Below are 25,907 nucleotides of genomic sequence, written 5' to 3' on the forward strand. Positions count from 1 at the left end.
ACCGGGAAGGTGCGAGGGGCCTCCGAAGGGGGAGTGCTCAGCGTCCGTAGGCGGAGGCGGCGGGGCAGTCGAACGGGTCGCCGCCGGCCGACAGGCCGACCTTGTTGAGGTAGCGGACGACGATCGCGTACGACTCCATCAGCGAGGTCTCGGTGTAGGGGATCTGGTGGGTGGTGCAGTACTCCTTGGCGATGACCTGCGCACGGCGCAGCGCCGGGCGGGGCATGTTCGGGAAGAGGTGGTGCTCCACCTGGTAGTTGAGGCCGCCCATGTAGAGGTCGGTGAACCAGGTGCTGCGGATGCTGCGCGAGGTGAGGACCTGGCGGCGGAGGAAGTCGACGCGCGCCTCCTTCGGCAGCAGCGGCATGCCCTTGTGGTTCGGCGCGAACGAGGCGCCCATGTAGAGGCCGAAGACGCCCAGCTGCACGCCGACGAAGGCGAACGCCATGCCGAGGGGGAGGGCCCAGAAGACGACGGCGAGGTAGAGGCCGACGCGGGTGACGAGCATGGTGATCTCGACCCAGCGCTTGTCGACCTTGCCCTTGCCGAACACGGTGCGGAAGCCGTGCAGGTGCAGGTTGAGGCCCTCGAGCAGCAGGAGCGGGAAGAACGCGTACCCCTGGCGGCGGGTGAGCCAGGCGTAGAGGCCGCGCGAGCGGGCCGCGTCCTCGGCGGTGAAGGAGACGACGTCGCGCTCGATGTCCGGGTCCTTGCCCAGCACGTTCGGGTTCGCGTGGTGGCGGCTGTGCTTGGTCATCCACCAGGAGTAGCTGATGCCGACGAAGAGGTTCGCGAGGGTGCGGCCGGCGACGTCGTTGGCCCTGCCGGACTCGAACACCTGGCGGTGCGAGGCCTCGTGGGCGAGGAAGGCGAATTGCGTCAGCACGATGCCGAGGGCGGCGGCGAGCAGGAGCTGGAACCAGGAGTCGCCCAGCAGGACGAAGCCGGTGACGATGCCGCCGAGCGCGAGGACCAGCGCGCCGAACATCGTGTAGTAGAAGCCGGTGCGGCGGCGGAGGAGCCCCGCGTCGCGGACTGTGCTGAGGAGACCGGAGTACTCGGTCGTCGGGTTGACGCGGCCGTCGGCGCGGGGGCGGGTGCGGACGACGCGGGGGGCGCCTCCGGTGACGGACGTGGTGGTGGGGGTGCTCATCGGCGCCTCGCTCTTCGTGGTGACCGTCGGCGTCGACGGTCTCTCGGCGAGCGATCCCGACGGGGGCGGTCCGCTCATGGTTCACCGCGTCGGTAGGGGCCGGACGCGGCATCAGGGCGACCGGGGTCAAGGGCAACCTGGTGTGAACACTACGGGGACGGCGGCGGCACCGCACCATGGCGATTGCCAGCCTTCGCTCCGCGCGTGTCGGGAAGGGGAGTGCGCCTCCGGCAGGACCGCCGGAGGCGCACGGGCTCAGGAGCCGATCGAGTCCTGCGGGCGGCCGGACTTGAGCGCGGCGAGGCGCGCCTCCACCTCGGTCATCTCACCGAGGTCCTCGAGCGACTCGAACTGCGCGTCCAGGCTCGAGGAGGCGAGCTCCTCCGCGCCGCGGACGCGCGCCTCCTCGCGGCGGATCTTCTGCTCGAAGCGGCTCACCTCGCTCGTCGGGTCCATCAGGTCGATGCTCTTCACGGCGTCCTGGACCTGGCTCTGCGCCTCGACGGTCTTCGAGCGCGCGATCAGCTCGTCGCGCTTGCTCGAGAGCTGCTGCAGCTTCTCGCGCATCTGGTTCAGGCCCGACTTGAGCTTGTCGACGACCTCGGTCTGCGAGGCGATGGTCGGCTCGGCGTCCTTCGCCTCCTTCTCGGACTGGATCTGGCGCTGCAGAGCGACCTTGGCCAGCGCGTCGAACTTGTCGGCGTCGCCGGCGCTCCCGCCGGTGCGCAGCTCGTCGGCCTTGCGGCTCGCGGCGAGGGCCTTGCCGCCCCACTCCTGGGCGTTCTGCACGTCCTCGCGGTAGTCGTCCTCGAGCAGGCGCAGGTTGCCGATCGTGGTGGCGATCGCCGCCTCGGCGTCGCGGATGCTGTCGGTGTAGTCGCGGACCATCTGGTCGAGCATCTTCTGCGGGTCCTCGGCCTGGTCGAGGAGCGCGTTGATGTTGGCCTTCGCGAGCTGCGCGATGCGGCCGAAGATCGACTGTCTCTGAGCCATGGGTGTCTCTCCTTGCGTCGTGGGTGGTGCCGGATGTCGGAGGTGGTGCCGGAGTCGTGGGGGAGGTGGTGGTCGTCGGTCGTGCGCGGATGCCCGGGGGCGCTCAGAAGCGCCCGCCGCCGCCGCGGCGTCCGCCTCCGCCGCTGCTGCGCCCGCCGCCGAAGCCGCCGCCGCCGGAGCGCCGGGACGAGCCGCCTCCGCCGAAGCCGCCGCTGAACCCGCCTCCGCCGAAGCCGCCCGAGCGGTAGCCGCTGCGGCGTCCGCCTCCCAGGAGCGACTCGACCAGGATCCCGCCGAGGAACGCGCCGGTCGTGTCGCCACCGTAGGGGCTGCCGACAGCGTTCGGGGCGGAGTAGGCGCCGGCGTCGGCCCGCGCCCGCTCGAGCGCCTGCTGGGCGAGCTGCGAGGCGCGCTGGGCGGAGGCGAGAGCCTCGCGGGGGTCGGTGGCGGCGATGCGCTCGGCGTACTCGGCCGAGCGGGCGGCCTCGGCGACGCGGGTGCGCGCCTCCGAGCCGACCGCGCCGCGGCGGGCCGCGATGAAGTCCTCGGCGGCCGAGACGCGGCTGCGGGCGGAGGTGAGCTCGGCGCCGAGGGCGGCCCGCTCGCGCTCGCGCTGGGCCTGCGCGTCGCGGAACCCGCCGACGGCGGCGTCGATCGTGGCGTCGGCGGCGGTGAGCGCCCCGAGCAGGGCGAGCGGGTCGTTCGGCCGCACGGAGGCGGCGCGCTCGACGTCGTCGAGGGCGGCCTCGGTCGAGGCGACCGCCGCGGCGACGTTCTGCGCCTGGGCGGCGGACTCCGCGTCCTGGGAGGCGGCGAGCGCTCGTCCCTGCGCCACGTCGGCGCGGATCTCGGCGATGCGGCCGGCGAGCGACGCCTCCGCCTTCTGCAGCTCGTCGCCGCGCGTCGCCACCGCGTCGACGAGCCCGGAGGCCTGCTCGGCGGCCTGCTGCCCGGCGCGCAGCAGCACGGCGGCGCGGCCGGAGTCGCCGGCCTGCAGCGCCTGCTGGGCGCCGGCGAGCTGGTCGCGGGTGAAGCGGAGGCGGTCCTCGGCCTGGTCGGCGTCGTCGCCCACGTCGTCGATCGCGGTCGGCGCGTAGCGGGAGGCGAGCTCGGCGAGGCGGGCGCGGGCCGAGGGGAGGCGGTCGCCGACCTCGGCGGCGCGGACCGTGAGCGCGGCGGCGACCTGCGGCGCGTTCTTCTCGAGGTCGCGCAGCTCCTCGAACGCACTCGCGCGCTCGTCGAGCGTCTGCTCGGCGTCGGCGCAGAGCTGGAGGATGCGCTGGTAGCCGTCGCGGCGCTCCTGATCGGTCTCCGGCTCGGCGTCGTCGAGACGCTGCTGCAGGCTGAAGGCCTCGCCGAGCAGGCGCTTCGCGGTGACGAGCGCCTCGCGGAACGCGCCGGTCGCGTCGGCGCCGAACTGCGCCTCCGCGAAGCCGACCTCCTGCTCGCTGGTGCGGACGGCGTCGTCGGCGTGGACGAGGGCCGACCCGGCACGGGTGGCGAGCTCGTCGATCGAGGCCTCCACCGCCTCCTGGGCGCGGCGCTTCCGCGCGCGGCGGACGAGCAGCAGCACCACGAGGCCGATGACGACGAGGGCCGCGAGCACGCCGAGCGCGATCAGCAGCCCCGAGCCGAGGGACTCGCCGGCGCTGGGCGCGTCGAGGCGCTGCCCGATCCCGTCGGCGGCGGCCACCGCGGCTCCGGCCCAGTCGCCGTCGGCGAGCCTCGGCTCGATGTCGTCGGACTGGAGCGAGGAGACCTGCGCGTCGTCGAGCGCGAAGCCCTGCGCGACCGACACCTGGTACTGGCGGGCGTCGACCGCGACGGCCAGGAGGACGTCGTCGGTGCCCAGTCCGTTGCGGGTCGCGGTCTCGTCCGCCCACGCGGCGCGGTCGGACGGATCGGTGAAGGAGTCGACGAAGGCGACGAACAGCTGCACGCGGTGCTGGTCGTAGAGGGCCCGCGAGGCCTGCTCGATCTCGGCGGTCTCTCCGGAGCTCAGCACTCCGACCGAGTCGAGGACGGTGGAGGAGGAGAAGGAGACGGGCGATTCGGCCGTCGCCGCGGTCGCGGGGACCAGCGCGAGGACCGCGGCGATCAGGAGGGCCCCGAGCGCCGGCAGCAGCCGGTAGCTCACGGGGTGGTGGGGTCTCGCCGGCATCGCGCACACTCCTTCGTCGTCGCCTCCCGAGTGTAGACAGCCCGGGTGTCCGAGCAGGGGTCGGGAGGCGGCAGGCCGTCGACCGCGTGCCCGGGGCGCGGGGGATGGGAGAACGCCGGGAGGAGGAATGACCGTGCTCCGCTCGCGGTTGCCGCCCGGAGTGCGCCGCAGGTGCACGTGCCTCCCCCCTCAGGGCAGCCCCCTGAGACAGCTCCGTAGAAAGGCGATCCCGTGGATCCGTTCTCCCCCCTCACCGCCGGCGACCTCGACCTCCCCAACCGCATCGTCCTGGCACCGATGACGCGACTGCGCTCCGACGAGCAGGGCGTGCCCGGCGCGATCGTCGCCGAGTACTACGCCCAGCGCGCGAGCATGGGCCTGCTGATCAGCGAGGGCGTCTTCCCCAGCGCCGAGTCCAAGGGCTACGCCGGGCAGCCCGGCATCGAGACCGACGCGCAGGCCGCGGGCTGGCGCGCCGTCGCCGACGCCGTGCACGCCGCGGGCGGGCGCATCGTCATGCAGCTGATGAACGCGGGCCGCGTCTCGCACACCGAGATCACCGGCACCGACCGCATCGTCGCCCCGAGCGCCGTCGCCATCGACGGAGAGGTGCACACCCCCTCCGGCAAGAAGCCCTTCCCGGTGCCGCACGCGCTGACCACCGAGGAGCTGGCGACCGTCCGCGACGAGTTCGTCGCCGCCGCCCGCCGCGCGATCGACGCCGGCTTCGACGGAGTCGAGGTGCACGGCGCCAACGGCTACCTGCTGCACGAGTTCCTCTCGCCCGTGTCCAACGTGCGCACCGACCAGTACGGCGGGACCCCGGCCGAGCGCGCCGCGTTCCCGCTCGAGGTCACCCGCGCGATCGTCGACGAGGTCGGAGCGGGCCGCGTCGGCATCCGCCTCTCACCGGCCCACAACATCCAGGACGTCGTCGAGACCGACGGCGACGACGTGCGCGCCACCTACGAGGCCGTCGTCGACGGGCTCGCCCCGCTCGGCCTGGCCTACCTCAGCGTCCTGCACGCCGAGCCCGCCGGCGAGCTGGTCCAGGACCTCCGCTCGCGCTTCGACGGCGTCTTCATCGCCAACAGCGGCTTCGGCTCGCCGACCAGCCGCGAGGAGGCGACCGAGCTGATCAGCGAGGGCCACGCCGACGCCGTGGCCGTCGGCCGCCCGGCGATCGCCAACCCCGACCTGGTCGAGCGCTGGCAGGGCGGGCACCCCGAGAACGAGGTCGTCCAGGAGACGGTCTACGGCGGAGGAGCCGAGGGCTACACCGACTACGAGCCCCTCTCGGCGTAGTCGCGACTCACGCGGAAGGCCCACTCCCTCGAGGGGGAGCGGGCCTTCCGCGTACCGGGGGGATCAGCTCTCGCTGCCCCGGCTCTTCAGCTCGGACTCGATGCGGGCGTCCTGCTCGGGCGAGAGCTCGTGGTCCTCGTCCTCCGGGCCGGCCGTCTCGCCGACGCGGCCCTCGCCGAGGGCGTGGATCGAGGTGATCTCGTCCTCGAGCGCGGCGTCGCGGTCGTGCTCGCTCACGAGCCGGTCTCGATCTCCCCGGCGGAGACGGCCTCGGCGTACTTGCGGAGGTCCGGGCCGGGCTCGAAGTCGATGAAGCGGTCCTTGAGGCGCGCGTTCAGCTCGGCGAACACGTCCTCCCAGGGCTCGCCCTTCTTGCTCGTCGCGAGGTCGAGCACCGCCTCGCGGAGGACCCTGTCCGAGTCCTCGAGGATCTTGTCGCGGGCTTCGTCGTTCCAGCGGATGTCCTGTGCGTCCATGCTCCGACCGTAGGCGCGGGGCCGGGGCGCCCCAAGGACTTGCGGGCGGGGGGCGGGAGGCGTAGGAGCCCCCGCCGCTCCGCGCTCAGGAGAGCGCCGGCAGCACCTCGCGCTCGAACAGCTCGATGCCGGACCGGTCGTAGGCGGCGTCCGGGAAGTAGAGGATGCCGTAGTCCATCCCGCGCGACTGCATGCCGGCGAGCCGGTCGACGATCTGCGAGGGAGTGCCGACCGCGAGCGCGTCGGGGCTGCGGTACTCGGCGACGAAGGACGCCGCTCCCTCCGCGCCGAGGTACGGGACCACGCGCTCCTCGAGACGCTGCAGCGCCGCCTCGACCTCCGCCTCCGTCTCGCCGATCACGACGTTGTAGTTCGAGCTCCGGGTGATCGCCGAGAAGTCGGTGCCCAGGCGCTCGCAGTGCCCGCGGAGGACCGAGCTCTTGTGGTCGAACGCCTCCGGGGTCCCGGCGAAGTTCGTGTACTGCGCGTACTGGGCCGCGATCCGCAGCGTGACCTTCTCGCCGCCGCCGGCGACCCACAGCGGGATGCCGCCCTCCTGCAGGGGCAGCGGCCGGTTCTGCGCGCCGTCCACCTGGTAGTAGCGGCCGTCGAGGGTCGCGGACCCGGTCGTCCAGGCCTGCTGCAGGATCTGCACTCCCTCGTCGAGCCGGCCCAGCCGCTCGGCGATCGGCGGGAAGCCGTAGCCGTACGCGCGCCACTCGTGCTCGTACCAGCCGCCGCCGATGCCCATCTCGACCCGCCCGCCAGAGACGATGTCGACGGTCGTCGCGACCTTGGCGAGGTAGGCGGGGTTCCGGTAGCCCATGCAGGTGCACATCTGGCCCAGCCGCACGCGCGACGTGGTGGCGCCGAACGCGCTCATCAGCGACCACGCCTCGTGCGTCGCCTCCTCCGTCACCTGCGGGACGGTGTGGAAGTGGTCGTAGACCCAGATCGACTCCCAGGCGCCGTCGTCGGCGTGCCGGGCGAGGTCGCTCATGGTGCGCCACTGGTCGGCGGCCGGGACGCCGACGAGGTCGTGGCGCCAGCCCTGGGGGATGAAGAGTCCGAATCGCATGCCGCCGACCCTAGGGCGGCCCGGCCCCCGAGGTCGAGGGGGTCGCGGTGCTCGCGTACGCTTCCGACCGATGCTGACCTTCACAGAGGATCTCGGACTCCCCGTCCTCGCGCTGATGATCCTCGCCGCCTTCGCGGCCGGCTGGATCGACGCGGTCGTGGGCGGCGGCGGACTCCTCCAGCTCCCCGCCCTGCTCCTCGTGCCGGGGATCTCGCCCGTGCAGGCGCTCGCCACGAACAAGCTGGCCTCGATCTTCGGCACGACCACCAGCGCGATCACCTACTACCGGCGCGCGAAGCCCGATCTGCGCACCGCACTGCCGATGGCGGCGGTCGCCCTCGCGGGCAGCTACGGAGGCGCGACGCTCGCCGGCCTCCTCCCGGCCGCGGTGTTCAAGCCGATCATCGTCGTCGCGCTGATCGTGGTCGCCGTCGTGACGATCGCCCGCCCGGCACTGGGCAGCGTCACGGTGCTCAAGCACGCGGGCCGGCGCCACCTCGTCACGGCGGCCGTGCTGGGACTCCTGATCGGCTTCTACGACGGTCTGATCGGACCGGGCACCGGCACCTTCCTGATCATCGCCCTGATCACCGCGCTGGGCTACGACTTCCTGCTCGCCAGCGCCAAGGCGAAGATCGTCAACGTCGCGACCAACCTCGGCGCCCTGCTCTACTTCGTGCCGGGCGGGCACGTGATCTGGCTGCTGGGCCTCCTGATGGGCGCCGCCAACGTGGCGGGCGCGTACCTCGGCTCGCGGATGGCCGTCGCTCGTGGCAGCCGCTTCATCCGGGTCGCGTTCCTCGTCGTGGTCGGCGCCCTCATCCTCAAGGTCGGCTCCGACGTCTGGACCGAGAACCTGGCGCCGCTGCTGCGCTAGCGCGGGCTGCGGGACCGAGCCGCGGAACGAGGACGGGACCCCCGCCGCAGCAGAAGGTCCCGTCCTCGTTCCGATCGCTCGGCGCTCCGCTCCGCCGGCCTCAGCCGAAGGGGATCGAGCCGACCAGCACGCCGACGGCGAGCATGACCAGCGAGACGACGACCGCTCGCCACAGCACCTTGCGGTGGTGGTCGCCGAGGTTCACCGCGGCGAGGGAGACGAGCAGGAGGATCGCCGGGACCAGCGGGCTCTGGAGGTGCACCGGCTGCCCGGTGATGGAGGCGCGCGCCATCTCGACCGGCGAGATGCCGTAGTTCGCCGCGCTCTCGGAGAGCACGGGGAGGATGCCGTAGTAGAACGCGTCGTTCGACATGAAGAAGGTCATCGGGATGCTGAGCACGCCGGTGATCACGGCGAGGAACGGTCCGAGCGCCGGCGGGATCACCGCGACGACCCACTCCGCCATGGCGTCGACCATGCCGGTGCCGTTGAGGACGCCGATCAGCACACCGGCCGCCAGCACCATCGACACGACGCCCACGATGCTCGGCGCGTGCTTGACGATCTCGGCCGCCTGGTCCTTCATCTTCGGGAAGTTGATCAGGAGGGCGACCGCGGAGCCGACCATGAACACGTAGGGCAGCGGCAGGATGTCGGCGACCAGCAGCGTCATCACCGCGAGGGTCAGGACCAGGTTCACCCAGATCAGCTTCGGGCGCAGCGTCTCGCGCTCGGGGTCGAGCATCGTGTCGGCCATCGCGGTGTCGGCGTCGTCGGCCTGCACGCGGGCGGCGACCGCCACCTGGGCTCCGCGCAGGGCCTGGGGACCGCGGAGGAAGGAGAAGCGCTCCCGGGCGACGGTGCGGATGCCCCCGGTCAGGGCCGCGAGGCCGCCGGTGCGGGCGCCGCCCGAGCGGGAGGAGGAGCCGCGGCCGGCGCCGACGAGCTCCTGCTCGAGCATCGGCTCGGCCAGCGCGAGCGAGCCGAGGCGGCGGCGCTCGCCGAGCCCGAGGAACCAGGCGAAGACGAGAGTGACGGCCAGGCCCACCGCGAGCGACGGGAGCATCGGCACGAAGATCTCGCTCGGCGAGACCTGGAGGGCCGCGGCGGCGCGCACCGTCGGTCCGCCCCAGGGGACGATGTTGAGCGTGCCGTTGGCCAGGCCCGCGACGCAGGTCAGCACGACCGGGTTCATCCCCAGGCGCAGGTAGATCGGGAGCATCGCGGCGGTGGTGACGATGAAGGTGGTCGAGCCGTCGCCGTCGAGCGAGACCGCACCCGCGAGCAGCGCCGTGCCGAGCACGACCTTCGCCGGGTCGTCGCCGAGCGCGCGGACGATGAAGCGGATCAGCGGGTCGAAGAGCCCGACGTCGATCATGATCCCGAAGTACATGATCGCGAACATCAGCAGCGCGGCCGTGGGCGCGAGGCTGCCGATCGCCTCGAGGACCATGTCGCCGATGCCGAGGCCGGCGCCCGCGAAGAGGCCGAAGATCGTCGGCACGACGATCAGGGCGACCATCGGCGTCAGCCGCTTGGTCATGATCAGGGCCATGAAGGCCAGGATCATGGTGAAACCGAGTACTACCAACACAGCTGACTCCTTCGTCCAGTGCCTCCGCCCGCGCTCGGCGGGAGAGCCGGCCGGGAGATGGTGGAAACCCTAGGCAGCCCCGCGTCCGGCGCCGGGGTATCGCTCATTACGGCGACATCTGCGCATAGTGTGGCTTCTGCGCATTCTGCGCACGACGACGGCGAGGAGGCCCCTATGCGCTTCGCGACCCACGTCCTGGTCCTGCAGCTCGCCACGGTGTCGGCCGCCGTGCTGGTCTGCGCCGGCCTCGTCACCGCGCTCAGCGTCCAGCAGCTGCGCGGCGAGGCGGAGGGGACGGCGCTCGCCATCGCCCGCACCGTCGCCGAGGACCCCGACGTGCAGGACGCGGTCGCCGCGTCCTCCGCGGTGCCCGGCGCGCCCGCCGCCTCGGAGCTGCGCGGCGGACCGCTCGAGGACGTCGCCGCCGCCGTCGAGCAGCGCACCGGCGCGCTCTTCGTCGTGATCACCGACGACCAGGGCATCCGCCTCGCCCACCCCGACGAGGACCGCCTCGGCGAGCGGGTCTCGACGAGCCCCGACGAGGCGCTCGCCGGGCGCGAGAGCGTCTCGTGGGGCACCGGCACGCTGGGCGAGTCGGCACGGGCCAAGGTCCCGGTCTTCGCCGCGGGGGAGCAGCGGGTCGTCGGCGAGGTCAGCATCGGCTTCGCGCGCTCCAGCGTCTTCACCGACCTGCCGACCGCGCTGCTCGGCGTCCTCGCCGCGGCGCTCGCCGGGCTGGTGCTCGCCGCCGTCGCCTCCGTCTTCATCCGCCGCCGCCTGTTGCGCCTGACGCTCGGCCTCGCTCCGGAGGAGCTCACCTCGCTCGTGCAGGACCAGGCCGCCGTGCTCGACGGGGTCGACGAGGGCGTGCTCGCGCTCGACCGCGACGGGCGCGTCGGCGTCTGCAATGCGCGGGCCGCCGCGATCCTCGGCTCCGACGATCCGACCGGGCGGGCGCTGCACGGGCGGCCGCTCGCGGAGCTCGACCTGCCCGTTCCGCTGGCCGACGCGATCGGCGCCGCGCTGCACTCCGTCGAACCGCCCCGCCCCGGAGGCGAGGAGGGCTTCGTCGTCCGTTCCCGCATCGTCTACGTCGACATCCGCCGGGTGACCCGCGGCGACCGCGACCTGGGCGTGGTGGTGGTGCTGCGCGACCGCACCGACCTCGCCGCGCTGAGCCGGCGCCTCGACGCGGTCGGCGCGATGACCAACGCGCTCCGGGTGCAGCGGCACGAGTTCGCCAACCGCCTGCACGTGGTCGCGGGCCTGCTGGATGCGGGGCGGACCGCGTCGGCGCGCGACTACCTCGACGAGGTGCTGACCCGCGGCCCGCTCAAGTACCCGGTGCAGCACGCCGACCGGCTGCAGGAGCCGTACCTCCAGGCGCTCGTCGGCGCGAAGGGGATCGAGGCGGCCGAGCGCGGCGTGCTGCTGACGCTCGGTGAGGAGACGCTGGTGCGCGGCACCGTCGTCGAGCCGGAGGACGTCGCCACGGTGGTCGGGAACCTGGTCGACAACGCGGTGCGCGCGGCGGTCGAGGGGCGGCGGGACGTGCGCTTCGTCGAGGTCGAGCTGCTCGACGACGGCGACGCGCTCTTCGTGACGGTCGCCGACTCCGGCGACGGAGTGCTCGATCCGGACTCGCTGTTCGACCGGGCCGGCGCGGGCGACCCCGTCGAGGACGACGGCCGCGTGCACGGCCGGGGCTTCGGCCTGCCGCTGTGCCGTGAGGTGGCCGCCCGGCGCGGCGGCGAGGTCTGGCTGGCGGACCCCGGCGGAGCGGAGTCGGGGGCCGTGCTGTGCGCGCGCCTCCCCGGAGCGGTGCGGCCGCCGGAGCAGGACGGGGACGGGTCATGAGCGCGGACACGGCGCGGGAGCGCACGGTGCTGGTGGTGGACGACGACTTCCGGGTCGCGCAGCTGCATGCGGACCTGGTCGAGGCGCGGCAGGGGCTGACGGCCCTTCCTCCGGTGCACACGGCGCGCGCGGCGCGGGCGGCCGTCGCCGAGCACGCGCCCGATCTGCTCCTGCTCGACGTGCACCTGCCGGACCAGAGCGGGATCGCGCTGCTCCGCGAGCTCGACACCGACGCGTTCGTCGTGAGCGCCGCCTCCGACGGGGCGACGGTGCGGCGCGCCCTGCACGCGGGGGCGCTCGGGTACCTCATCAAGCCGTTCGAGGCGCGCCTGCTCGGCGAGCGCCTCGACGCGTACGTGCGGTTCCGGAACGTGCTGCGGGAGGACCGCGCGGCCGATCAGGAGGCGGTGGAGCGGGCGCTGCGCATCCTGCACTCGGGCGACGCGACCGCCGCGCAGCCCTCGCGCTCGGCGACCGAGCAGCTCGTCCTGGCGCGCCTGGCCGAGTCGGGCGCCGAGCTGTCGGCCCTCGAGGTGGCCGAGCGCGCCGGCATCTCGCGCGCCACCGCCCAGCGCTACCTCTCGGGTCTCGCGGGCCGCGGCCTCGTCGAGATGACCCTCAGCTACGGCACCACCGGCCGCCCGGAGCACCGCTACCGCGCCCGCTGACCCTCCGCGAGCGGAGTCCGCGCTCGAGCCGGCGGGACGTTCTCGGCGGTCGGGACCCGCTCTCGGGGACTTGAGCGCCTAGGGGAGCTGACTGCGGAGCACCGGCGTGCGGTGCTCGGTCGAGCCGAACGGGGGATCCGCGTGTCAGCGGATCCTCCTAGGCGGTCGGGACCCGCTCTCGGGAACCCGACCGCCCGTGGGAGCCGACTGCGGTGCGCCGCCCTGCGGCGCACGAGACGGCCCGTCGAACGGGCGATCCGCGTGTCAGCGGATCGTTCTAGGCGGTCGGGACCCGCTCTCGGGAAACCGACCGCCTAGGAGAGCCGACTGCGGTGCGCCGCTTCGCGGCGCACGAGACGACTCAGTGCGTCGCGTCGACGTCCGCGCCCGCGGCCTCGGCCACGCGGCGGCGCTCGGCGGCCTCGGCGGCCATGCGACGGCCCTTGGGGCTGACGAGGGAGGCGATCACCGTGATCACGAGGACGCCGATGATGACCGAGAGCGACAGTCCGGTGCCGATCTCGAAGACCTCCACGTGCTCGCCGTTGTTGATGAACGGCAGGTTGTTCTCGTGGAGCGCGTGCAGGATCAGCTTCACGCCGATGAAGGCGAGGATCGCGGCGAGGCCGATGCTGAGGTAGACGAGGCGGTCGAGCAGACCGTCGATGAGGAAGTACAGCTGGCGCAGGCCCAGAAGCGAGAACGCGGTCGCCGTGAAGACGAGGTACACGTCGCTGGTGAGGCCGAAGATCGCCGGCACGCTGTCGAGGGCGAACAGGATGTCCGTTCCGCCGATCGCCGCCATGACGAGGATCATCGGCGTGAGGACCTTCTTGCCGTCGATGTGCGTGTAGAACTTGTCGCCGTCGTACTGGTCGCTCGTCTTGAAGATCCGCTTGGCCAGGCGCACCATCACGTTGTCGCTGGAGTGGTCGTCGCCCGGCTTGACCAGGTTGAACGCGGTCAGCAGGAGGATCAGGCCGAAGATGTAGAAGACCCAGGCGAACGAGTTGATCAGTGCGGCGCCGAGGAAGATGAAGCCGGTGCGGGCGATCAGCGCGAAGACGATGCCGAAGAGGAGCACCTTCTGCTGGTCGGCGCGGGGCACCTTGAAGCTCGCCATGATGATGAGGAAGACGAACAGGTTGTCGACCGAGAGGGCCTTCTCGGTGATGTACCCCGCGAAGTACTCCGATCCGGGCGTCGCTCCGCCGAAGACGAGGACGCCGAGCCCGAAGAGCACGGCGATGCCGACGTAGAGCGCCGACCAGATCGACGACTCCTTCAGCGTGGGCTCGTGGGCCTTCCGGACGTGGAAGAAGAAGTCGAAGAGCAGGAGCAGGACGATGAAGACGATCGTCAGGGTCCAGATCAGGGGCGATACGGTCATGAAGGGGCTGGCCTCGCTCGTGAAGGGGGGGTCGGGGGACGGTCGCGGGGGTCGCTCGTCAAGGGAAAAGGTAGCGAGGCACCGTGACGAGCAGGGTGCCCGCCGATGGATCGTGAGTATCTTCTCAGTTCTCCGCGCGTCCCTCGCGCCCAGCGGCCGGAGCGCCACACTGGTCACCATGACCGGCGCCGCTGTCGACAGGACCTTCCAGGACGCCTCCGGCGTCGTCATCCACTACCGCTGGTGGCCGCACCCCTCGCCCCGCGCGATCGTGCAGCTGGCCCACGGGGTCGGCGAGCACTCGGGGCGCTACGTCGAGCTGGCGGAGGCGCTGGTCGCCGCCGGGTACGCGGTCGCGGCGGACGACCATCGCGGGCACGGCCGGACCGGCCTCGAGCAGCACGGCGGCGACTCCTCTCGGCTCGGACTGCTGGGGCCGGGCGGCCTGCGCGCGACCGAGGCGGCGATCCTCCGGCTGACGGAGCTGCTCGCGGAGGAGAGCCCGGGAGTGCCGATCGTGCTGCTCGGCCACTCCTGGGGGTCGCTCATGGCGCAGCGGATCGTCGACCACCACTCCGGCGCCTACGCCGCGCTCGTGCTGAGCGGCACGGCCTACCGCCTCCCGGGGCACATGAACGCGGGCGACCTGGCGAAGCGGCACCGCGTCGCCGGCGGCCTCGGCCTCGAGTGGCTCTCCCGCGACCCGGAGGTCTGGCAGCGGTTCCACGACGACCCCCTCACCTTCACCACGCCGCTCGCGAAGCGGATCGGGCTGGTCGAGACCCTGCGGCTGGTCGGCCGCCCGAAGCGCGGGCCCGAGCATCCGCTGCCCCTGCTGCTGGTCGTGGGCGCCGACGACACCCTCGGCGGCGAGCGGTCGGTGCGCGCGCTCGCCCAGGCCTACCGGCGGCGGGCTGGGTACACGGACGTCTCGGTGCGGGTGTACCCGGAGGCGCGGCACGAGCTGTTCCAGGAGCTCAACCGGGCCGAGGTCACGGCCGATCTCGTGGAGTGGCTGGGCGAGCGCTTCCCCGCCCCGGCTCGCGCCTAGGCTGGCGTCATGCATGGCGAGTACAAGGTCCCCGGCGGAAAGCTCGTGGTCGTCGACCTCGACGTGGTCGACGGGAGGTTCGCCGGGTTCCGCCTGGCGGGCGACTTCTTCCTCGAGCCCGACACGGCCCTCGACGACATCGACCGCGCGGTCGTGGGCCTCCCGGCCGAGACCGACGCGAAGTCCATCGCCGCCGCCATCCGGCAGGCGCTCCCGGCCGACGCGGTCCTGCTCGGCTTCACGCCCGAGGCCGTCGCGGTCGCCATCCGCCGCTCGCTGCAGAAGGCGACCAGCTGGCGCGACTACGACTGGCGCATCGTGCACGACCGGGCCGTCCCTCCCGCGACCCACCTGGCGCTCGACGAGGTGCTGACCGCCGCGGTCGGCGAGGGCCGTCGCGAGCCGACGCTGCGGATCTGGGAGTGGGACCAGCCCGCCGTCGTCATCGGCAGCTTCCAGTCGCTCCGCAACGAGGTCGACCTCGACAACGCGGCGAAGTACGGCGTCGACGTGGTCCGCCGCATCTCGGGCGGCGGCGCGATGTTCATGGAGGCGGGCAGCGTCGTCACGTACTCGCTCTACGTCCCCGGCGACCTCGTCCAGGGGCTGACCTTCGCCGACTCCTACGCCTTCCTCGACGAGTGGGCCGTCAGCGCGCTGCAGTCGCTCGGGATCGACGCGGTCTACCAGCCGCTCAACGACATCACCTCGCCCTCGGGCAAGATCGGCGGCGCCGCGCAGAAGCGCCTGGGCTCCGGCGCCGTCCTCCACCACGTGACCATGAGCTACGACATCGACGCCGAGAAGATGGTGCAGGTGCTGCGGATCGGCCGCGAGAAGCTCTCGGACAAGGGCATCGCCTCCGCCGTGAAGCGCGTCGACCCGCTGCGCAGCCAGACCGGGCTCAGCCGCGCCGAGATCATCGAGCGGATGAAGGCGACCTTCGTGCAGCTGCACGGCGGCGAGGCGGGGACGCTGACCGAGGAGGAGTACGCGGCGGCGGAGGAGCTGGTGCGGACGAAGTACTCGACTCCGGAGTGGCTGCGGCGCGTCCCCTGACCGGCGGGTCCGGGGCGGCGGTCGCCGGCGCGTGGACCCGGAGCGGTACGCGGCGGGCCGGTCCGGCGGGCTCCCCTCAGCTCGCGAGGAGCTCCTGGTAGTCCGGGTGCTCGGCGATGAACTCGGCGACGAACGGGCAGGCCGGGACGATGCGCCCGCCGAAGCGCTCGTGCGCGTCGTCGAGGGCCGCCTCGACGAGGGTGTCGCCGAGGCCCTCGTGGCGGTGCTCGGGCGCGATCTCGGTGTGGAGGAAGACCACGTCGCGGCCGCGGACGGCGTAGTCCGCGACTCCGACGGTCTCGCCGTCGAGCCAGAGCGTGTAGCGGGACGAGTCCTCGTCGTGGCGCACCTCGGAGATCATCGCGCCACTCTACGCCGGAGCCTCCCCGGCACCCGTCGAGCGCGGGCGCGAGGCGCGGAGCGTGTCGCCGGGCTCGCGCGCACTGGCACAATTGCCGGGTGCCCAGGACGATCCAGATCGCGGACGGCGTCCCGGAGTCGCGGAGCGCGGTGTTCCACGCCGACAACCTCGAGGTCCTGCCGCAGCTGGCCGACGGGGCCTTCACCGTCGTCTACCTCGACCCGCCGTTCAACACGGGCCGGGCGCAGGTGCGCACCTCGACCACCTCGGTGCGCTCCACCACCGGCACGATCGCCGGCTTCAAGGGGCGCAGCTACGAGCGGATCCGCGGCGACCTGCTCCGCTACGACGACCGCTTCGACGACTACTGGTCGTTCCTCGAGCCGCGTCTGGCCGAGGCGTGGCGGCTCCTCGCCGACGACGGCACCCTCTACCTCCACCTCGACTACCGCGAGGCGCACTACGCGAAGGTGCTGCTCGACGCGCTCTTCGGCCGCGAGTGCTTCCTCAACGAGATCATCTGGGCGTACGACTACGGAGCGAAGGCCACGCGCCGCTGGCCGACCAAGCACGACACGATCCTCGTCTACGTGAAGGACCCGCGCGGCTACCACTTCGACTCCGCCGCCGTGGATCGCGAGCCGTACATGGCCCCGGGCCTGGTGACCCCCGAGAAGGCCGAGCGCGGCAAGCGGCCGACCGACGTGTGGTGGCACACGATCGTCTCGCCGACAGGCCGCGAGAAGACCGGGTACCCGACGCAGAAGCCGGAGGGGATCCTCCGCCGCATCGTGCAGGCGTCCAGCCGCGAGGGCGACGCCGTCCTCGACTTCTTCGCCGGCTCCGGCACGACCGGCGCCGTCGCGCACGCTCTCGGCCGCCGCTTCGTCCTCGTCGACGAGCACGCCGACGCGGTCGCCGTCATGCGCCGCCGCTTCGCCGCCCTCGACCCGGCGCCGCTCTTCCTCTGACGCGGGCCCTCTCGACTCCTCAGACGTGTCGAGGTCGGTCGCTCCCACTGTCCAGAAGGTGTCGCACTCGACATCGATCGCTCCGACTGTCCAGGAGTTGTCGCACTCGACGCCGACTGCGACAACTCCTGGACAGTCGTGGTGGGAGGCGCGCCTCCCCAGGTGCGGGATCAGGGGTTCGTCCACAGAATGCGGATCGCGGGAGTCGGACGAGGATCACGGACCGCCAGAATCGCGGCATGTCCAGCACCGACCTCGGAGCCTTCACCCGGCGAGCGGCACTCCGCGCAGGGGTGACGGACGCCCGACTGCGCACTCCCGCCCTGGCCAGCCCCTTCCACGGAGTGCGCACCCGGGTGGCGCCCGTCACGCACCTGGAACGAGCCGCCGCCTATCTGCCGCGGCTGCGGCCCTGGCAGCTCTTCTCCCACCTGACCGCGGCCGAAGCCTGGGGAGTGCCGCTCCCGGCGCGACCCGGCGAGGACGATCCGATCCACGTGGCGGCGACGACGCCGCACCGGCCCCCCAGGACCCGGGGTGTGATCGGCCACACCCTCACGGAGACGGACAGGGTCGAGCGGCACGGCCTGCCGGTGACAGGAGCGGTGTCGACGTGGATCGCGCTCGCGCCACTGCTGTCCGCCCGCGATCTCCTCGCGGCGACGGACCACCTCCTGTTCGAGCCGCGCTACCCGCGCCGGGACGATCCGCGTCCCCATGTCCGGCTTCACGAGCTGCAGGACCGCCTGGCCTCCCATCGGGGCCGGGGCCAACGCGGCCTGGCTGAGGCTCTGCGGCTGGCATCGACCGGAGCCGCCTCGCGGAGGGAGACCTGGCTCCGCGCTCTCGTCGAGGAGGCGGGACTGCCCGCGCCCGACGTGAACGCCGAGATCAGGATCGGCGGCCGACTGCTCGCGGTCGGCGATCTGGTCTTCGAACGTTGGAAGGTGGTGGCGGAGTACGACGGCGGCCAGCACCGGACGGACGACGCGCAGTTCTCACGCGATCGTGAACGGCTCCTGGCCCTGCACCTCGCGGGCTGGATCGTCGTGGTCGTCCGCGCGGAGGGTCTGACCCGGGGCAGGGCGCGCACGATCGCCGAGCTCCGTGCCGCTCTCGTGGCCCACGGCTGGCGACCGTGACGCACCCCGTCGACGGATCGACCCGCTCGTCCATCCCCGCCCCGCCGCCCGCGTCCGCCCCACCGTCCGGATCCGCCCGCCGGTCCGCATCCGATCGAGTACGCGGAGCCCTCCGACTACGCAGGAGTAGTCGCACTCGGCGTCGACTGCGACGACTCCTGGACAGTCGCGGGCCGGCGTCAGCTGCTGGCGCGGACGACCAGCGACGTCGGCATCAGCGTGCGGTGCTCCACGGGGAGCCCCTCGATGCGGGCGGTCAGCAGCTCCACCATGCGGGCGCCGAGCTCGTCGGGGAGCTGGCGAACGGTGGTCAGCGCGGGGACGGCGTTCCGCGCGAAGAGATCGTCGTCGAAGCCCACGACGGACACGTCCTCGGGGATCCGGCGGCCGGCCTCGCGGAGGGCGGCGTAGGCGCCGACCGCCATCTGGTCGTTCGCGGCGAAGACGCCGTCCAGGTCGGGGTCGCGGGCGAGGAGGCGGCGCATCGCCTCGGTGCCGCTGGCCGGCGAGAAGTCTCCCCACTCGACGAGGTCGTCGGCGAGGCCGGCGTCGGTGAGTGCTCCGCGCCAGCCGATCAGGCGGTCGACGCCCGGCGGCATGTCGGCGGGGCCCGCGATGGTGGCGATTCGGCGCCGGCCGCGCTCGATCAGGTGCGCGGTGGCGACGGCCGCCCCCTCCGTGTTGTCCACGTCGACGAAGTAGGAGCCGCGCTCGTCCGGCGAGAGCGGCCGGCCGCCGAAGACGATCGGCAGCGTGCCCGAGAGCGCCGCGTAGGAGTGGTCGCCGGAGTGGTGCGAGACCACGAGCGCGCCGTCGACATTGCCGCCGAGCAGGTACCGCCGCGTCTTCTCGCCGTCCGTCTCGGACGCGATCAGCATCGAGAGCGTGTAGTCCGTGTCGGCCAGGCGCATCGCGGCGCCCTGCACGATCGAGGCGAAGAACGGGTCCGCGAAGACGCGCGCGGTCGACTCCGGCACGATCAGCGCGATCGACTGCGTGCGCCGCGAGGCGAGCATCCGCGCCGCGTGATTGGGCACGTAGTCGAGCTCGCCGATCGCCTTCTCGACGGCGGCCACGATCTCGGCCGCCACCTGCGGGGCGCCGTTGACCACCCGCGAGACCGTCGCGCGCGAGACTCCGGCCCGCGCCGCGACCATCTCGAGGGTGGGGGAGCGGCCCCCGCCGCGGACGCCCGTCGGCTCGCTCACGGGTCAGTCCAGGATCGCCGCGGCGCTGCCGCCGAGCAGTCGGGAGTAGACCAGGCCCGAGTCCTTCACGATCCGCTCCTGCGTGTCGTAGTCGACGCGCACGACGCCGAAGCGCTTCTCGTAGCCCCAGGCCCACTCGTAGTTGTCGAGGAGGGACCAGACGAAGTAGCCGCGGACGTCGGCGCCCTGGTCGATCGCGTCGGCGACCTTCTCGACGTGGTCGAGCACGTACTGCGTGCGGTCCGCGTCGTGCACGCGGCCGTCCTCGACGATGTCGTCGTAGGCGGCGCCGTTCTCGGTCACGTAGAGCGGAGGGAGGTTCTCGTACTCCAGGCCCAGGCGGGTCAGCAGGTAGCGCAGCCCGTCGGGGTTCACCTCCCAGTCCATCGCGGTGCGCGGCAGACCGCGCGACGGGAAGGTGATGAACTCGGAGCCGACCCAGGGGGAGCCGACCTCGCGGTCGGTCGCCTGGGCGAAATCGTCGGCTCCGGCCGGCAGCGGATGCGCCGAGACGTTGTCGTCGTGGTAGTGGTTCACGCCGAGGAAGTCGAGCGGGAGCGAGATGAGATCGAGGTCGCCGTCGACGATCAGCTCGTCGAGCCCGAGCCCTTCGACGTCCTCGAGCAGGTCCTCGGGGTACTCGCCGCGCAGCAGCGGGTCGAGGAAGATCCGGTTCTGGAGCGCGTCGAAGCGGCGTGCGGCGTCGAGGTCGGCCTCGTCCTCGGGGTCGTCGGGGACGGCGTTCGAGAGGTTGAGCGTGATGCCCAGGTTCTGCGCGCCGAGCTGCCGGAGCGTCGAGACGGCCAGCCCGTGGGCGAGGTGCGTGTGGTGCACGGCGGCGAGGGCCTTCTGCTGCGAGATCACGCCGGGGGCGTGCACGCCCGCTCCGTAGGAGAGCAGGGTCGAGCAGAACGGCTCGTTGAACGTCGTCCAGTGCTGCACCCGGTCGCCGAGGCTCTCGTAGACGGCCTCGGCGTAGTCCCGGAAGCGCTCGGCGGTGTCGCGGTTCGCCCAGCCGCCGGTCTCCTCGACGGCCTGCGGGAGGTCCCAGTGGTAGAGGGTGAGCCACGGCAGCACGCCGGCGCCGAGCAGCTCGTCGACCAGGCGGGAGTAGAAGTCGAGGCCCTCGGGGTTCACCGCGCGGTCGCCCGGCTTGACGCGCGCCCAGCTGACCGAGAAGCGGTAGGAGCCGAGCCCCAGCTCCTTCATCAGCCGCACGTCCGCGGGCATCCGGTGGTAGTGGTCCACCGCGACCTCGGGGGTGTCGCCCTTCGCGACCGCTCCGGGGACGCGGGAGAACGCGTCCCAGATGCTGTCCTCCTTGCCGCCCTCGTGGCCGGCGCCCTCGATCTGGGCGGCGGCGGTCGCGGATCCCCAGAGGAAGCCGGCGGGCCAGTCGCGGACGGCGAGCCGGTCGACGCGGGCGATCTGCTCCGAGAGGCTCGGGGTCGCGGGGGAGGGGGTGGGGGCGGCGCTCATTGCGGACTCCTTCGGCAGCGGTCCGACCATCCTAGAGCCCCGGTGGAGCGCTCTCTCGCCCCGGAACGCGGGACACCGCGCCCCGGACGACCGCGAGGCGCCGCTTCCCCGGCCGGACACCGCGGTGAGGGCGGTGTCCGGGCGGCGGAGGCGGCGCCTCGGAGGAGAGCAGCGGAGCGCAGGACGCGGTCGGCCGGCGCTTCCCGATCAGGCCCGGTGGGCGCCGTGCCCGTCGCGGGGAGGAGCGGTGCGGATCGAGTCCGTCCGGACGTCCGGCTCGATGCTGCCCGCGGCCAGGTCGGCCCCGGCGCGCGCGGCCAGCTGCGGGTCCGTGCGGCGCAGCTCCTCCGCGCTGTCCTCGGCCGCGAGGTCGTGCGCCTCCTGCATGGCCGACTTCGCCCGCAGCGGCGGGGTCTTGAGGAACCACGAGAGCACGAAGGCCAGCAGGACCACGCCCAGCGCGACCTGGAACACGGTCACGGTCGCGTCGTTGAACCCGGTCAGGAACGGGGCCGACAGGGCGCGGTCCGCGGTGTTGAGGAACGAGGTGTCCCCGTCGAGCGCGGAGCCGATCGCCGCGGTGTCCTGCGACTGCAGCAGCTTCAGGATCCCGGCGTTGGCCGGGTCCGCGGCGACGGCCCGATCGGTGACGGCCCGCTGCAGATCCGCCGCGAGCGCCGGGTTCTTGAAGGCCGCGGCGATGGTGTCGGGGATCCGGCTGAACAGCACCGAGAAGATCACGGCGGTGCCCAGGGTGCCGCCGATCTGGCGGAAGAACGTGGAGGCGCTGGTCGCGACTCCCATGTTCGCCACGTCGACCGAGTTCTGCGAGGCCAGGGTGAGGGTCTGCATCATCTGCCCGAGCCCGAGGCCCAGCATCAGCATCCCGCCCATCATGAAGATCACCGGCTTGTCGATCGTCACGAAGGTGAAGTAGAAGAACGCGGCCGACATCAGGAACGTGCCGACGATCGGGAAGGCGCGGTAGCGGCCCGTGCGCGAGATGATCTGACCCGAGACGATCGAGGCGATCATCAGGCCGAGGATCATCGGCAGCATCAGGAAGCCGGACTCGGTCGGCGTGGCGCCGTTCACCAGCTGCAGGTACAGCGGGATCGCCATCATGCCGCCGAACATGCCGAAGCCGACGAGGACGCCCAGCACGGTCGCCATCGAGAAGGTCGGCGAGCGGAAGAGCTTGAGGGGGATGAGCGCGTCGTCGCCCATCATCCGCTCGGCCGCGATGAAGCCGATGACGCCCAGCGCGCCGACGATGTAGCAGACCCACGCGATCGGCGAGCCCCAGCCCCACTCGCGGCCCTGCTCGGCGATCAGCAGCAGCGGTCCCGCGGCGATGACGACGAGGGAGGCGCCCCACCAGTCGATCCGCACCGAGCGCTTGCCGGCGGGCTTGGGCAGGTGGAGGAACCGCACGACGATGAAGAGCGCGACGGCGCCGATCGGGAGGTTGATCAGGAAGACCCAGCGCCAGCCGGTGATGAAGAGGATCTCGGGGGTGCCGGCGAGCAGGCCGCCGATGAGCGGTCCGACGACGCTGGAGATCCCGAAGACGGCCAGGAAGTAGCCCTGGTACTTGGCGCGCTCGCGCGGGGGCAGGATGTCGCCCATCACCGTGAGCGCGAGCGACATGAGCCCGCCGGCGCCGAGGCCCTGCACGGCGCGGAAGCCCGCGAGGCCGAGCATCGAGGTCGAGAAGCCGGCGAGCGTCGAGCCGATCAGGAACAGCACGATCGCGATCAGGTAGAGCGGGCGGCGTCCGAAGATGTCGGAGAGCTTGCCGTAGATCGGCGTCGCGATCGTCGAGACGATCAGGTAGGCGGTGGTCACCCACGCCTGCTGCGAGAGGCCGTCGAGGTCGTCCGCGATGGTGCGCATCGAGGTGCCGACGATGGTCTGGTCGAGCGAGGAGAGGAACATCCCCGCCATCAGGCCGAAGATGACGAACAGGATCTGCCGGTGCGACATCACGGCGCCGGACGGCGTCGAGGTCGGAGCGGATGGAGCGGAGGCGGAGTCGGCCACGGTGGTCCCCTTGTCTGGCGGACGCGTCCAGGCACGGCGATCCGCCGCAAACGTTGCGTGCTGCGCAAAGTTACACCGCGTGCGGAGAGCGCGACAGAGCGTCCGGCGAGCCTGAACGGGATCTCAGGGCCGCCGTGCCGGGGCCGTGCGTCAGGCCGGAGCGGGGACCGCCTCGTCCGCCCAGCCGGCCTCACGGAGCGCTGCGCGGGCCTCGGCTCGGGCCGAGTACGGCGTGCGCACGCCGAGGATGTCGCGGTAGTTCTGGTGCCCGGGGCCGGCCCAGAGGATGGCGTCGCCCTCGTGCGCCAGGGACACGGCGACGCGGATGGCGCGCTTGGGGTCGTCGACCTCGTGGATCTCGGCGTCCGGACGGGCGGCGCGGGCGGCCTCGACGAGGGTGCGCCGGATCGAGGCCGGGTCCTCGAAGCGCGGGTGGTGGTCGGTGACGACCAGCACGTCGCTGCCCAGGACGGCGGCTTCGGCCATCGCCGGGCGCTTGAGCGCGTCCCGGTCGCCGTCGGCGCCGAACACCATGACCACGCGGCCGGGAGTGACCTCGCGGACGGCCTCCAGGGTGCGGGCGAAGGCGTCGGCACTATGGCCGAAGTCGACGTACACCGTGGGGCCGCGCTCGCCCGAGACGCGCTCGGTGCGGCCGGGGAGGGAGGCGTCCACTCCGCCGTCGCGGTGCAGCGCAGCGCGGATCTCGCCGATCGGCCGACCGGACTCGATCAGCATCACGATCGCCAGCCCGGCGTTGGCGGCCATGTGGGTGCCGATGATCGGCACGGAGGTCGTGATGGCACGGCCCTCGCGGTTCCCGATCCGGAAGCGGGTGCGGCCGAACTCCTGCTCGAGCACCGTCACGGTCCAGTCGGCGTCGACGCCCGGGAGGGAGGTGATCGTGGTGACCGGCACGCCGGCGACCTCGACGAGGCGCGCGCCCGCGGGGGAGTCGAGCGAGACGACGGCCCGGCGCGCGCGATCGGGCTGGAACAGCTGGGCCTTCTCGCCGAAGTAGGTGTCCATGTCGCCGTAGTCGTCGAGGTGGTCGTGGCTGAGGTTCGTGAAGCCGGCGACGTCGAAGACCACGCCGTCGACGCGGTGGCGGGTGAGCGCCTGGGCGCTGACCTCGATCGCGGCCGCGCCGACGCCCTCCTCCTCCATGCGGGCAACGAGCGCGTGCAGCTCCGTCGCCTCCGGGGTGGTCAGGCCGCTGGTCACCGAGGTGTCGCCGATGTGGCGCTCCGCGGTCGAGCTGAGGCCGGGCACGACGCCGAGCTGGCGGAGGATCCCCTCGAGCATGTGGACGGTCGACGTCTTGCCGTTGGTGCCGGTCACGCCGAGCAGCACGGGGGAGCGCTCGGCCGTCCCGTAGACGGCGGCGGCGACGGCGCCCAGGCGGGAGCGGGGGTCGTCGACCACGAGGACGGGCAGACCCGTCGCGCGCGCGGCATCGGCGCCCGCGGTGTCGGTCAGCACGGCGGAGGCGCCGCGGGCCACGGCCTGCTCGACGAACTCGGCCCCGTGGCGGTTGACCCCGGGCAGGGCGACGAAGAGGTCGCCGGGCTCGACGTCGGAGGCGATCAGCGTCACTCCGCTGATCTCGGCCGTCAGGCCGCCCTCGTCGCCGATCTCGAGCGTCCGAGCGAGGGCGGCGAGAGGGACGGAGGGTGCGGTGAGGGGTCGGAGCATGGGGTCCTTCCATCGACGGCTCCGTGGGGGGCCGTGCAGCCGAGGGGGCGGTCGCACGCGGAGTCGTGGCTGTCACTCAAGCTAGGGGGTCTGCTTATGTGAATCCTTAGAGGATATGCGCGACCCGCGTGGAGGGGCACGGGTGGACAGAACCGATCGCCGGTGCTTCAGCAGATGCGCAGGAACGGGTCTGTCTAGGCTCGGAGGATGACGTCGAACGAGAACGAGCCGACCGATGGGCGCCCCGTCCGCCGCCGAGCCCTGGTCATCGGGGGTGTGGCCGCCGCGGCGGGCCTGACCGCGCTGGGGGTCGGAGCCGCCATCGGGAACGGAGCGCCGGCGCCCTCGCCGACCCCCTCGACGGCGCCGCCCGCTCCGTCGCCCTCCGCGGCCGCGACCACCTCGACGCCCACGGCGGTGCCGACCGCCACTCCCACTCCCACTCCCACTCCCACCGCCTCCGGGATCGACCTCTCCGCGCAGTCCGTCGACGACCCGGCGAGCACCTGGGTCGTCGTCAACAAGCTGCGGACGCTCGCGCCGGTCGACTACGTCCCCGCCGACCTGACCTTCCCCGACGTGCCCTACGTCAACCGGCAGCCGATGCGCCAGGCGACCGCGGACGCCCTCGTCCCGCTCTTCGCCGCCGCCCGCTCCGAGGCCGGCCTCTCACTGGCCGTGCAGAGCGCCTACCGCTCCTACGACACCCAGGTCAGCGTCTACGCGGGCTGGGTGTCCTCGCGCGGACAGGCGGGAGCGGATGCGACGAGTGCGCGCCCGGGGCACAGCGAGCACCAGACCGGCTGGGCGGTCGACGTGGTGGGTGCGTCGGGCGCGTGCGCGCTCGAGATCTGCTGGGGCGACACTCCGGAGGGGCAGTGGGTCGGCGCCAACGCCCACCGCTTCGGCTTCCTCGTGCGCTACAAGCCCGACACCACTCCGATCACGGGGTACGAGTCGGAGCCGTACCACCTGCGGTACGTCGGGACCCAGCTCTCCGGGTACCTGAACGACTCCGGCATCGAGACGCTCGAGCGCGTCTTCGGCCTTCCGGATGCGCCCGATTACGCGCCGGGGACCACTTCCTAGGCGGTCTAGCGATCACAGACGGACACGATCGGGCGTGACACGCGCCGCTCGTTACCGTACTGTTATTCGGAGCGCTTTCGGAGGCCCGTCTGACGGGTCTCCCACCCCCGCCTGGTGACATAGCCGCTTCCCCTGCTCCCGAGCCCGGTCCCCCGCCGAGCCGCCGACCCACTGCCCCTCCGGAGTGTCGCCCCAGCAGATCTCGAGCGCGCACGCGCCCGACGCACCCACCACGTCGACCGCCCAGCCGGTCTGGT

The 25,907-nt window shown here is 72.6% G+C and carries 22 protein-coding genes; 9 read left to right on the forward strand and 13 right to left on the reverse strand.

What is annotated here, in order from left to right; all coding sequences use genetic code 11:
* Positions 1-37 precede the first annotated feature (37 nt).
* From C5D50_RS07535 to C5D50_RS07545, 3 genes are all read right to left on the reverse strand, one after another.
* Complete coding sequence (locus tag C5D50_RS07535) at positions 38-1,153, reverse strand: acyl-CoA desaturase (protein WP_104261457.1); 1,116 nt, start codon at positions 1,151-1,153, stop codon at positions 38-40.
* 255 nt (positions 1,154-1,408) lie between these two features.
* Positions 1,409-2,146 carry a PspA/IM30 family protein gene (locus tag C5D50_RS07540; protein WP_104223858.1) on the reverse strand — a complete coding sequence of 246 codons (738 nt, stop codon included), beginning with the start codon at positions 2,144-2,146 and terminating at the stop codon, positions 1,409-1,411.
* Positions 2,147-2,249: 103 nt separating this feature from the next.
* Positions 2,250-4,307, reverse strand: coding sequence for a TPM domain-containing protein (locus C5D50_RS07545; protein ID WP_104283198.1), 2,058 nt, complete (start codon positions 4,305-4,307; stop codon positions 2,250-2,252).
* A gap of 231 nt (positions 4,308-4,538) precedes the next feature.
* Here C5D50_RS07545 and C5D50_RS07550 point away from each other — a divergent pair, with 231 nt between their 5' ends.
* Positions 4,539-5,612, forward strand: a complete 1,074-nt coding sequence (locus tag C5D50_RS07550; RefSeq protein WP_104223860.1) for an alkene reductase — start codon at positions 4,539-4,541, stop codon at positions 5,610-5,612.
* Between the two features lie 63 nt (positions 5,613-5,675).
* Here the strand turns inward: C5D50_RS07550 and C5D50_RS16565 are convergent, their stop codons facing one another.
* The 3 genes from C5D50_RS16565 to C5D50_RS07560 all read right to left on the reverse strand — a co-directional run bounded on the left by C5D50_RS16565 (position 5,676) and on the right by C5D50_RS07560 (position 7,166).
* On the reverse strand, positions 5,676-5,849 hold the full coding sequence (locus C5D50_RS16565; protein ID WP_160035225.1) for a hypothetical protein: 174 nt from the start codon (positions 5,847-5,849) through the stop codon (positions 5,676-5,678).
* A complete protein-coding gene (locus C5D50_RS07555; RefSeq protein WP_068251275.1) occupies positions 5,846-6,088 on the reverse strand; it encodes a hypothetical protein in 243 nt (80 codons plus the stop codon). Before C5D50_RS07555 ends, C5D50_RS16565 begins: the two co-directional genes overlap by 4 nt.
* 85 nt (positions 6,089-6,173) lie before the next feature.
* A complete protein-coding gene (locus tag C5D50_RS07560) occupies positions 6,174-7,166 on the reverse strand; it encodes an LLM class F420-dependent oxidoreductase (RefSeq protein WP_104223861.1) in 993 nt (330 codons plus the stop codon).
* 70 nt (positions 7,167-7,236) lie between these two features.
* On the opposite strand from C5D50_RS07560, the gene C5D50_RS07565 reads away from it, so the two are divergent.
* Positions 7,237-8,043 (forward strand): TSUP family transporter, encoded by an 807-nt coding sequence (locus C5D50_RS07565; protein WP_104223862.1) that lies wholly within the window; start codon positions 7,237-7,239, stop codon positions 8,041-8,043.
* A 100-nt stretch (positions 8,044-8,143) separates the two neighbouring features.
* Here the strand turns inward: C5D50_RS07565 and C5D50_RS07570 are convergent, their stop codons facing one another.
* The gene (locus C5D50_RS07570) at positions 8,144-9,613 is read right to left on the reverse strand and encodes a CitMHS family transporter (RefSeq protein WP_104233156.1); all 1,470 of its coding nucleotides are present in this window, start codon (positions 9,611-9,613) and stop codon (positions 8,144-8,146) included.
* 198 nt (positions 9,614-9,811) lie between these two features.
* On the opposite strand from C5D50_RS07570, the gene C5D50_RS07575 reads away from it, so the two are divergent.
* Positions 9,812-11,494: an ATP-binding protein gene (locus C5D50_RS07575; RefSeq protein ID WP_104283199.1), complete on the forward strand. Its 1,683-nt coding sequence runs from the start codon at positions 9,812-9,814 to the stop codon at positions 11,492-11,494.
* Complete coding sequence (locus tag C5D50_RS07580; protein ID WP_104223865.1) at positions 11,491-12,162, forward strand: response regulator; 672 nt, start codon at positions 11,491-11,493, stop codon at positions 12,160-12,162. Before C5D50_RS07575 ends, C5D50_RS07580 begins: the two co-directional genes overlap by 4 nt.
* A gap of 361 nt (positions 12,163-12,523) precedes the next feature.
* Here C5D50_RS07580 and C5D50_RS07585 read toward each other — a convergent pair whose 3' ends face one another.
* On the reverse strand, positions 12,524-13,552 hold the full coding sequence (locus C5D50_RS07585) for a TerC family protein (protein ID WP_104223866.1): 1,029 nt from the start codon (positions 13,550-13,552) through the stop codon (positions 12,524-12,526).
* A 178-nt stretch (positions 13,553-13,730) separates the two neighbouring features.
* Between C5D50_RS07585 and C5D50_RS07590 the strand changes: the two genes are divergently transcribed.
* Complete coding sequence (locus C5D50_RS07590) at positions 13,731-14,603, forward strand: alpha/beta fold hydrolase (RefSeq protein ID WP_104233159.1); 873 nt, start codon at positions 13,731-13,733, stop codon at positions 14,601-14,603.
* Between the two features lie 9 nt (positions 14,604-14,612).
* A complete protein-coding gene (locus C5D50_RS07595) occupies positions 14,613-15,662 on the forward strand; it encodes a biotin/lipoate A/B protein ligase family protein (RefSeq protein ID WP_104225162.1) in 1,050 nt (349 codons plus the stop codon).
* A gap of 76 nt (positions 15,663-15,738) precedes the next feature.
* On the opposite strand, the gene C5D50_RS07600 is transcribed toward C5D50_RS07595, so the two are convergent.
* Positions 15,739-16,023 carry a GNAT family N-acetyltransferase gene (locus C5D50_RS07600; protein WP_104262724.1) on the reverse strand — a complete coding sequence of 95 codons (285 nt, stop codon included), beginning with the start codon at positions 16,021-16,023 and terminating at the stop codon, positions 15,739-15,741.
* A 98-nt stretch (positions 16,024-16,121) separates the two neighbouring features.
* Between C5D50_RS07600 and C5D50_RS07605 the strand changes: the two genes are divergently transcribed.
* Together C5D50_RS07605 and C5D50_RS07610 are read left to right on the forward strand one after the other, a co-directional pair.
* A complete protein-coding gene (locus C5D50_RS07605) occupies positions 16,122-16,994 on the forward strand; it encodes a site-specific DNA-methyltransferase (RefSeq protein ID WP_104225160.1) in 873 nt (290 codons plus the stop codon).
* 239 nt (positions 16,995-17,233) lie between these two features.
* Entirely contained in the window at positions 17,234-18,136 is a 903-nt protein-coding gene (locus tag C5D50_RS07610) for a hypothetical protein (RefSeq protein ID WP_104283200.1), read from the forward strand.
* A 179-nt stretch (positions 18,137-18,315) separates the two neighbouring features.
* On the opposite strand, the gene C5D50_RS07615 is transcribed toward C5D50_RS07610, so the two are convergent.
* From C5D50_RS07615 to C5D50_RS07630, 4 genes are all read right to left on the reverse strand, one after another.
* Positions 18,316-19,293, reverse strand: a complete 978-nt coding sequence (locus tag C5D50_RS07615) for a LacI family DNA-binding transcriptional regulator (protein ID WP_104225165.1) — start codon at positions 19,291-19,293, stop codon at positions 18,316-18,318.
* A 54-nt stretch (positions 19,294-19,347) separates the two neighbouring features.
* The gene (locus C5D50_RS07620; protein ID WP_104288980.1) at positions 19,348-20,823 is read right to left on the reverse strand and encodes a GH1 family beta-glucosidase; all 1,476 of its coding nucleotides are present in this window, start codon (positions 20,821-20,823) and stop codon (positions 19,348-19,350) included.
* A 207-nt stretch (positions 20,824-21,030) separates the two neighbouring features.
* Positions 21,031-22,809, reverse strand: a complete 1,779-nt coding sequence (locus tag C5D50_RS07625) for an MDR family MFS transporter (protein ID WP_104283204.1) — start codon at positions 22,807-22,809, stop codon at positions 21,031-21,033.
* Between the two features lie 207 nt (positions 22,810-23,016).
* Entirely contained in the window at positions 23,017-24,561 is a 1,545-nt protein-coding gene (locus tag C5D50_RS07630) for a Mur ligase family protein (RefSeq protein ID WP_104283202.1), read from the reverse strand.
* Between the two features lie 207 nt (positions 24,562-24,768).
* On the opposite strand from C5D50_RS07630, the gene C5D50_RS07635 reads away from it, so the two are divergent.
* Positions 24,769-25,650: a D-alanyl-D-alanine carboxypeptidase family protein gene (locus C5D50_RS07635; RefSeq protein WP_104283203.1), complete on the forward strand. Its 882-nt coding sequence runs from the start codon at positions 24,769-24,771 to the stop codon at positions 25,648-25,650.
* The last annotated feature ends 257 nt before the right edge of the window (positions 25,651-25,907 follow it).

This window comes from Rathayibacter sp. RFBD1, from assembly GCF_002932915.1.
Taxonomy (GTDB): Bacteria; Actinomycetota; Actinomycetes; order Actinomycetales; family Microbacteriaceae; genus Rathayibacter.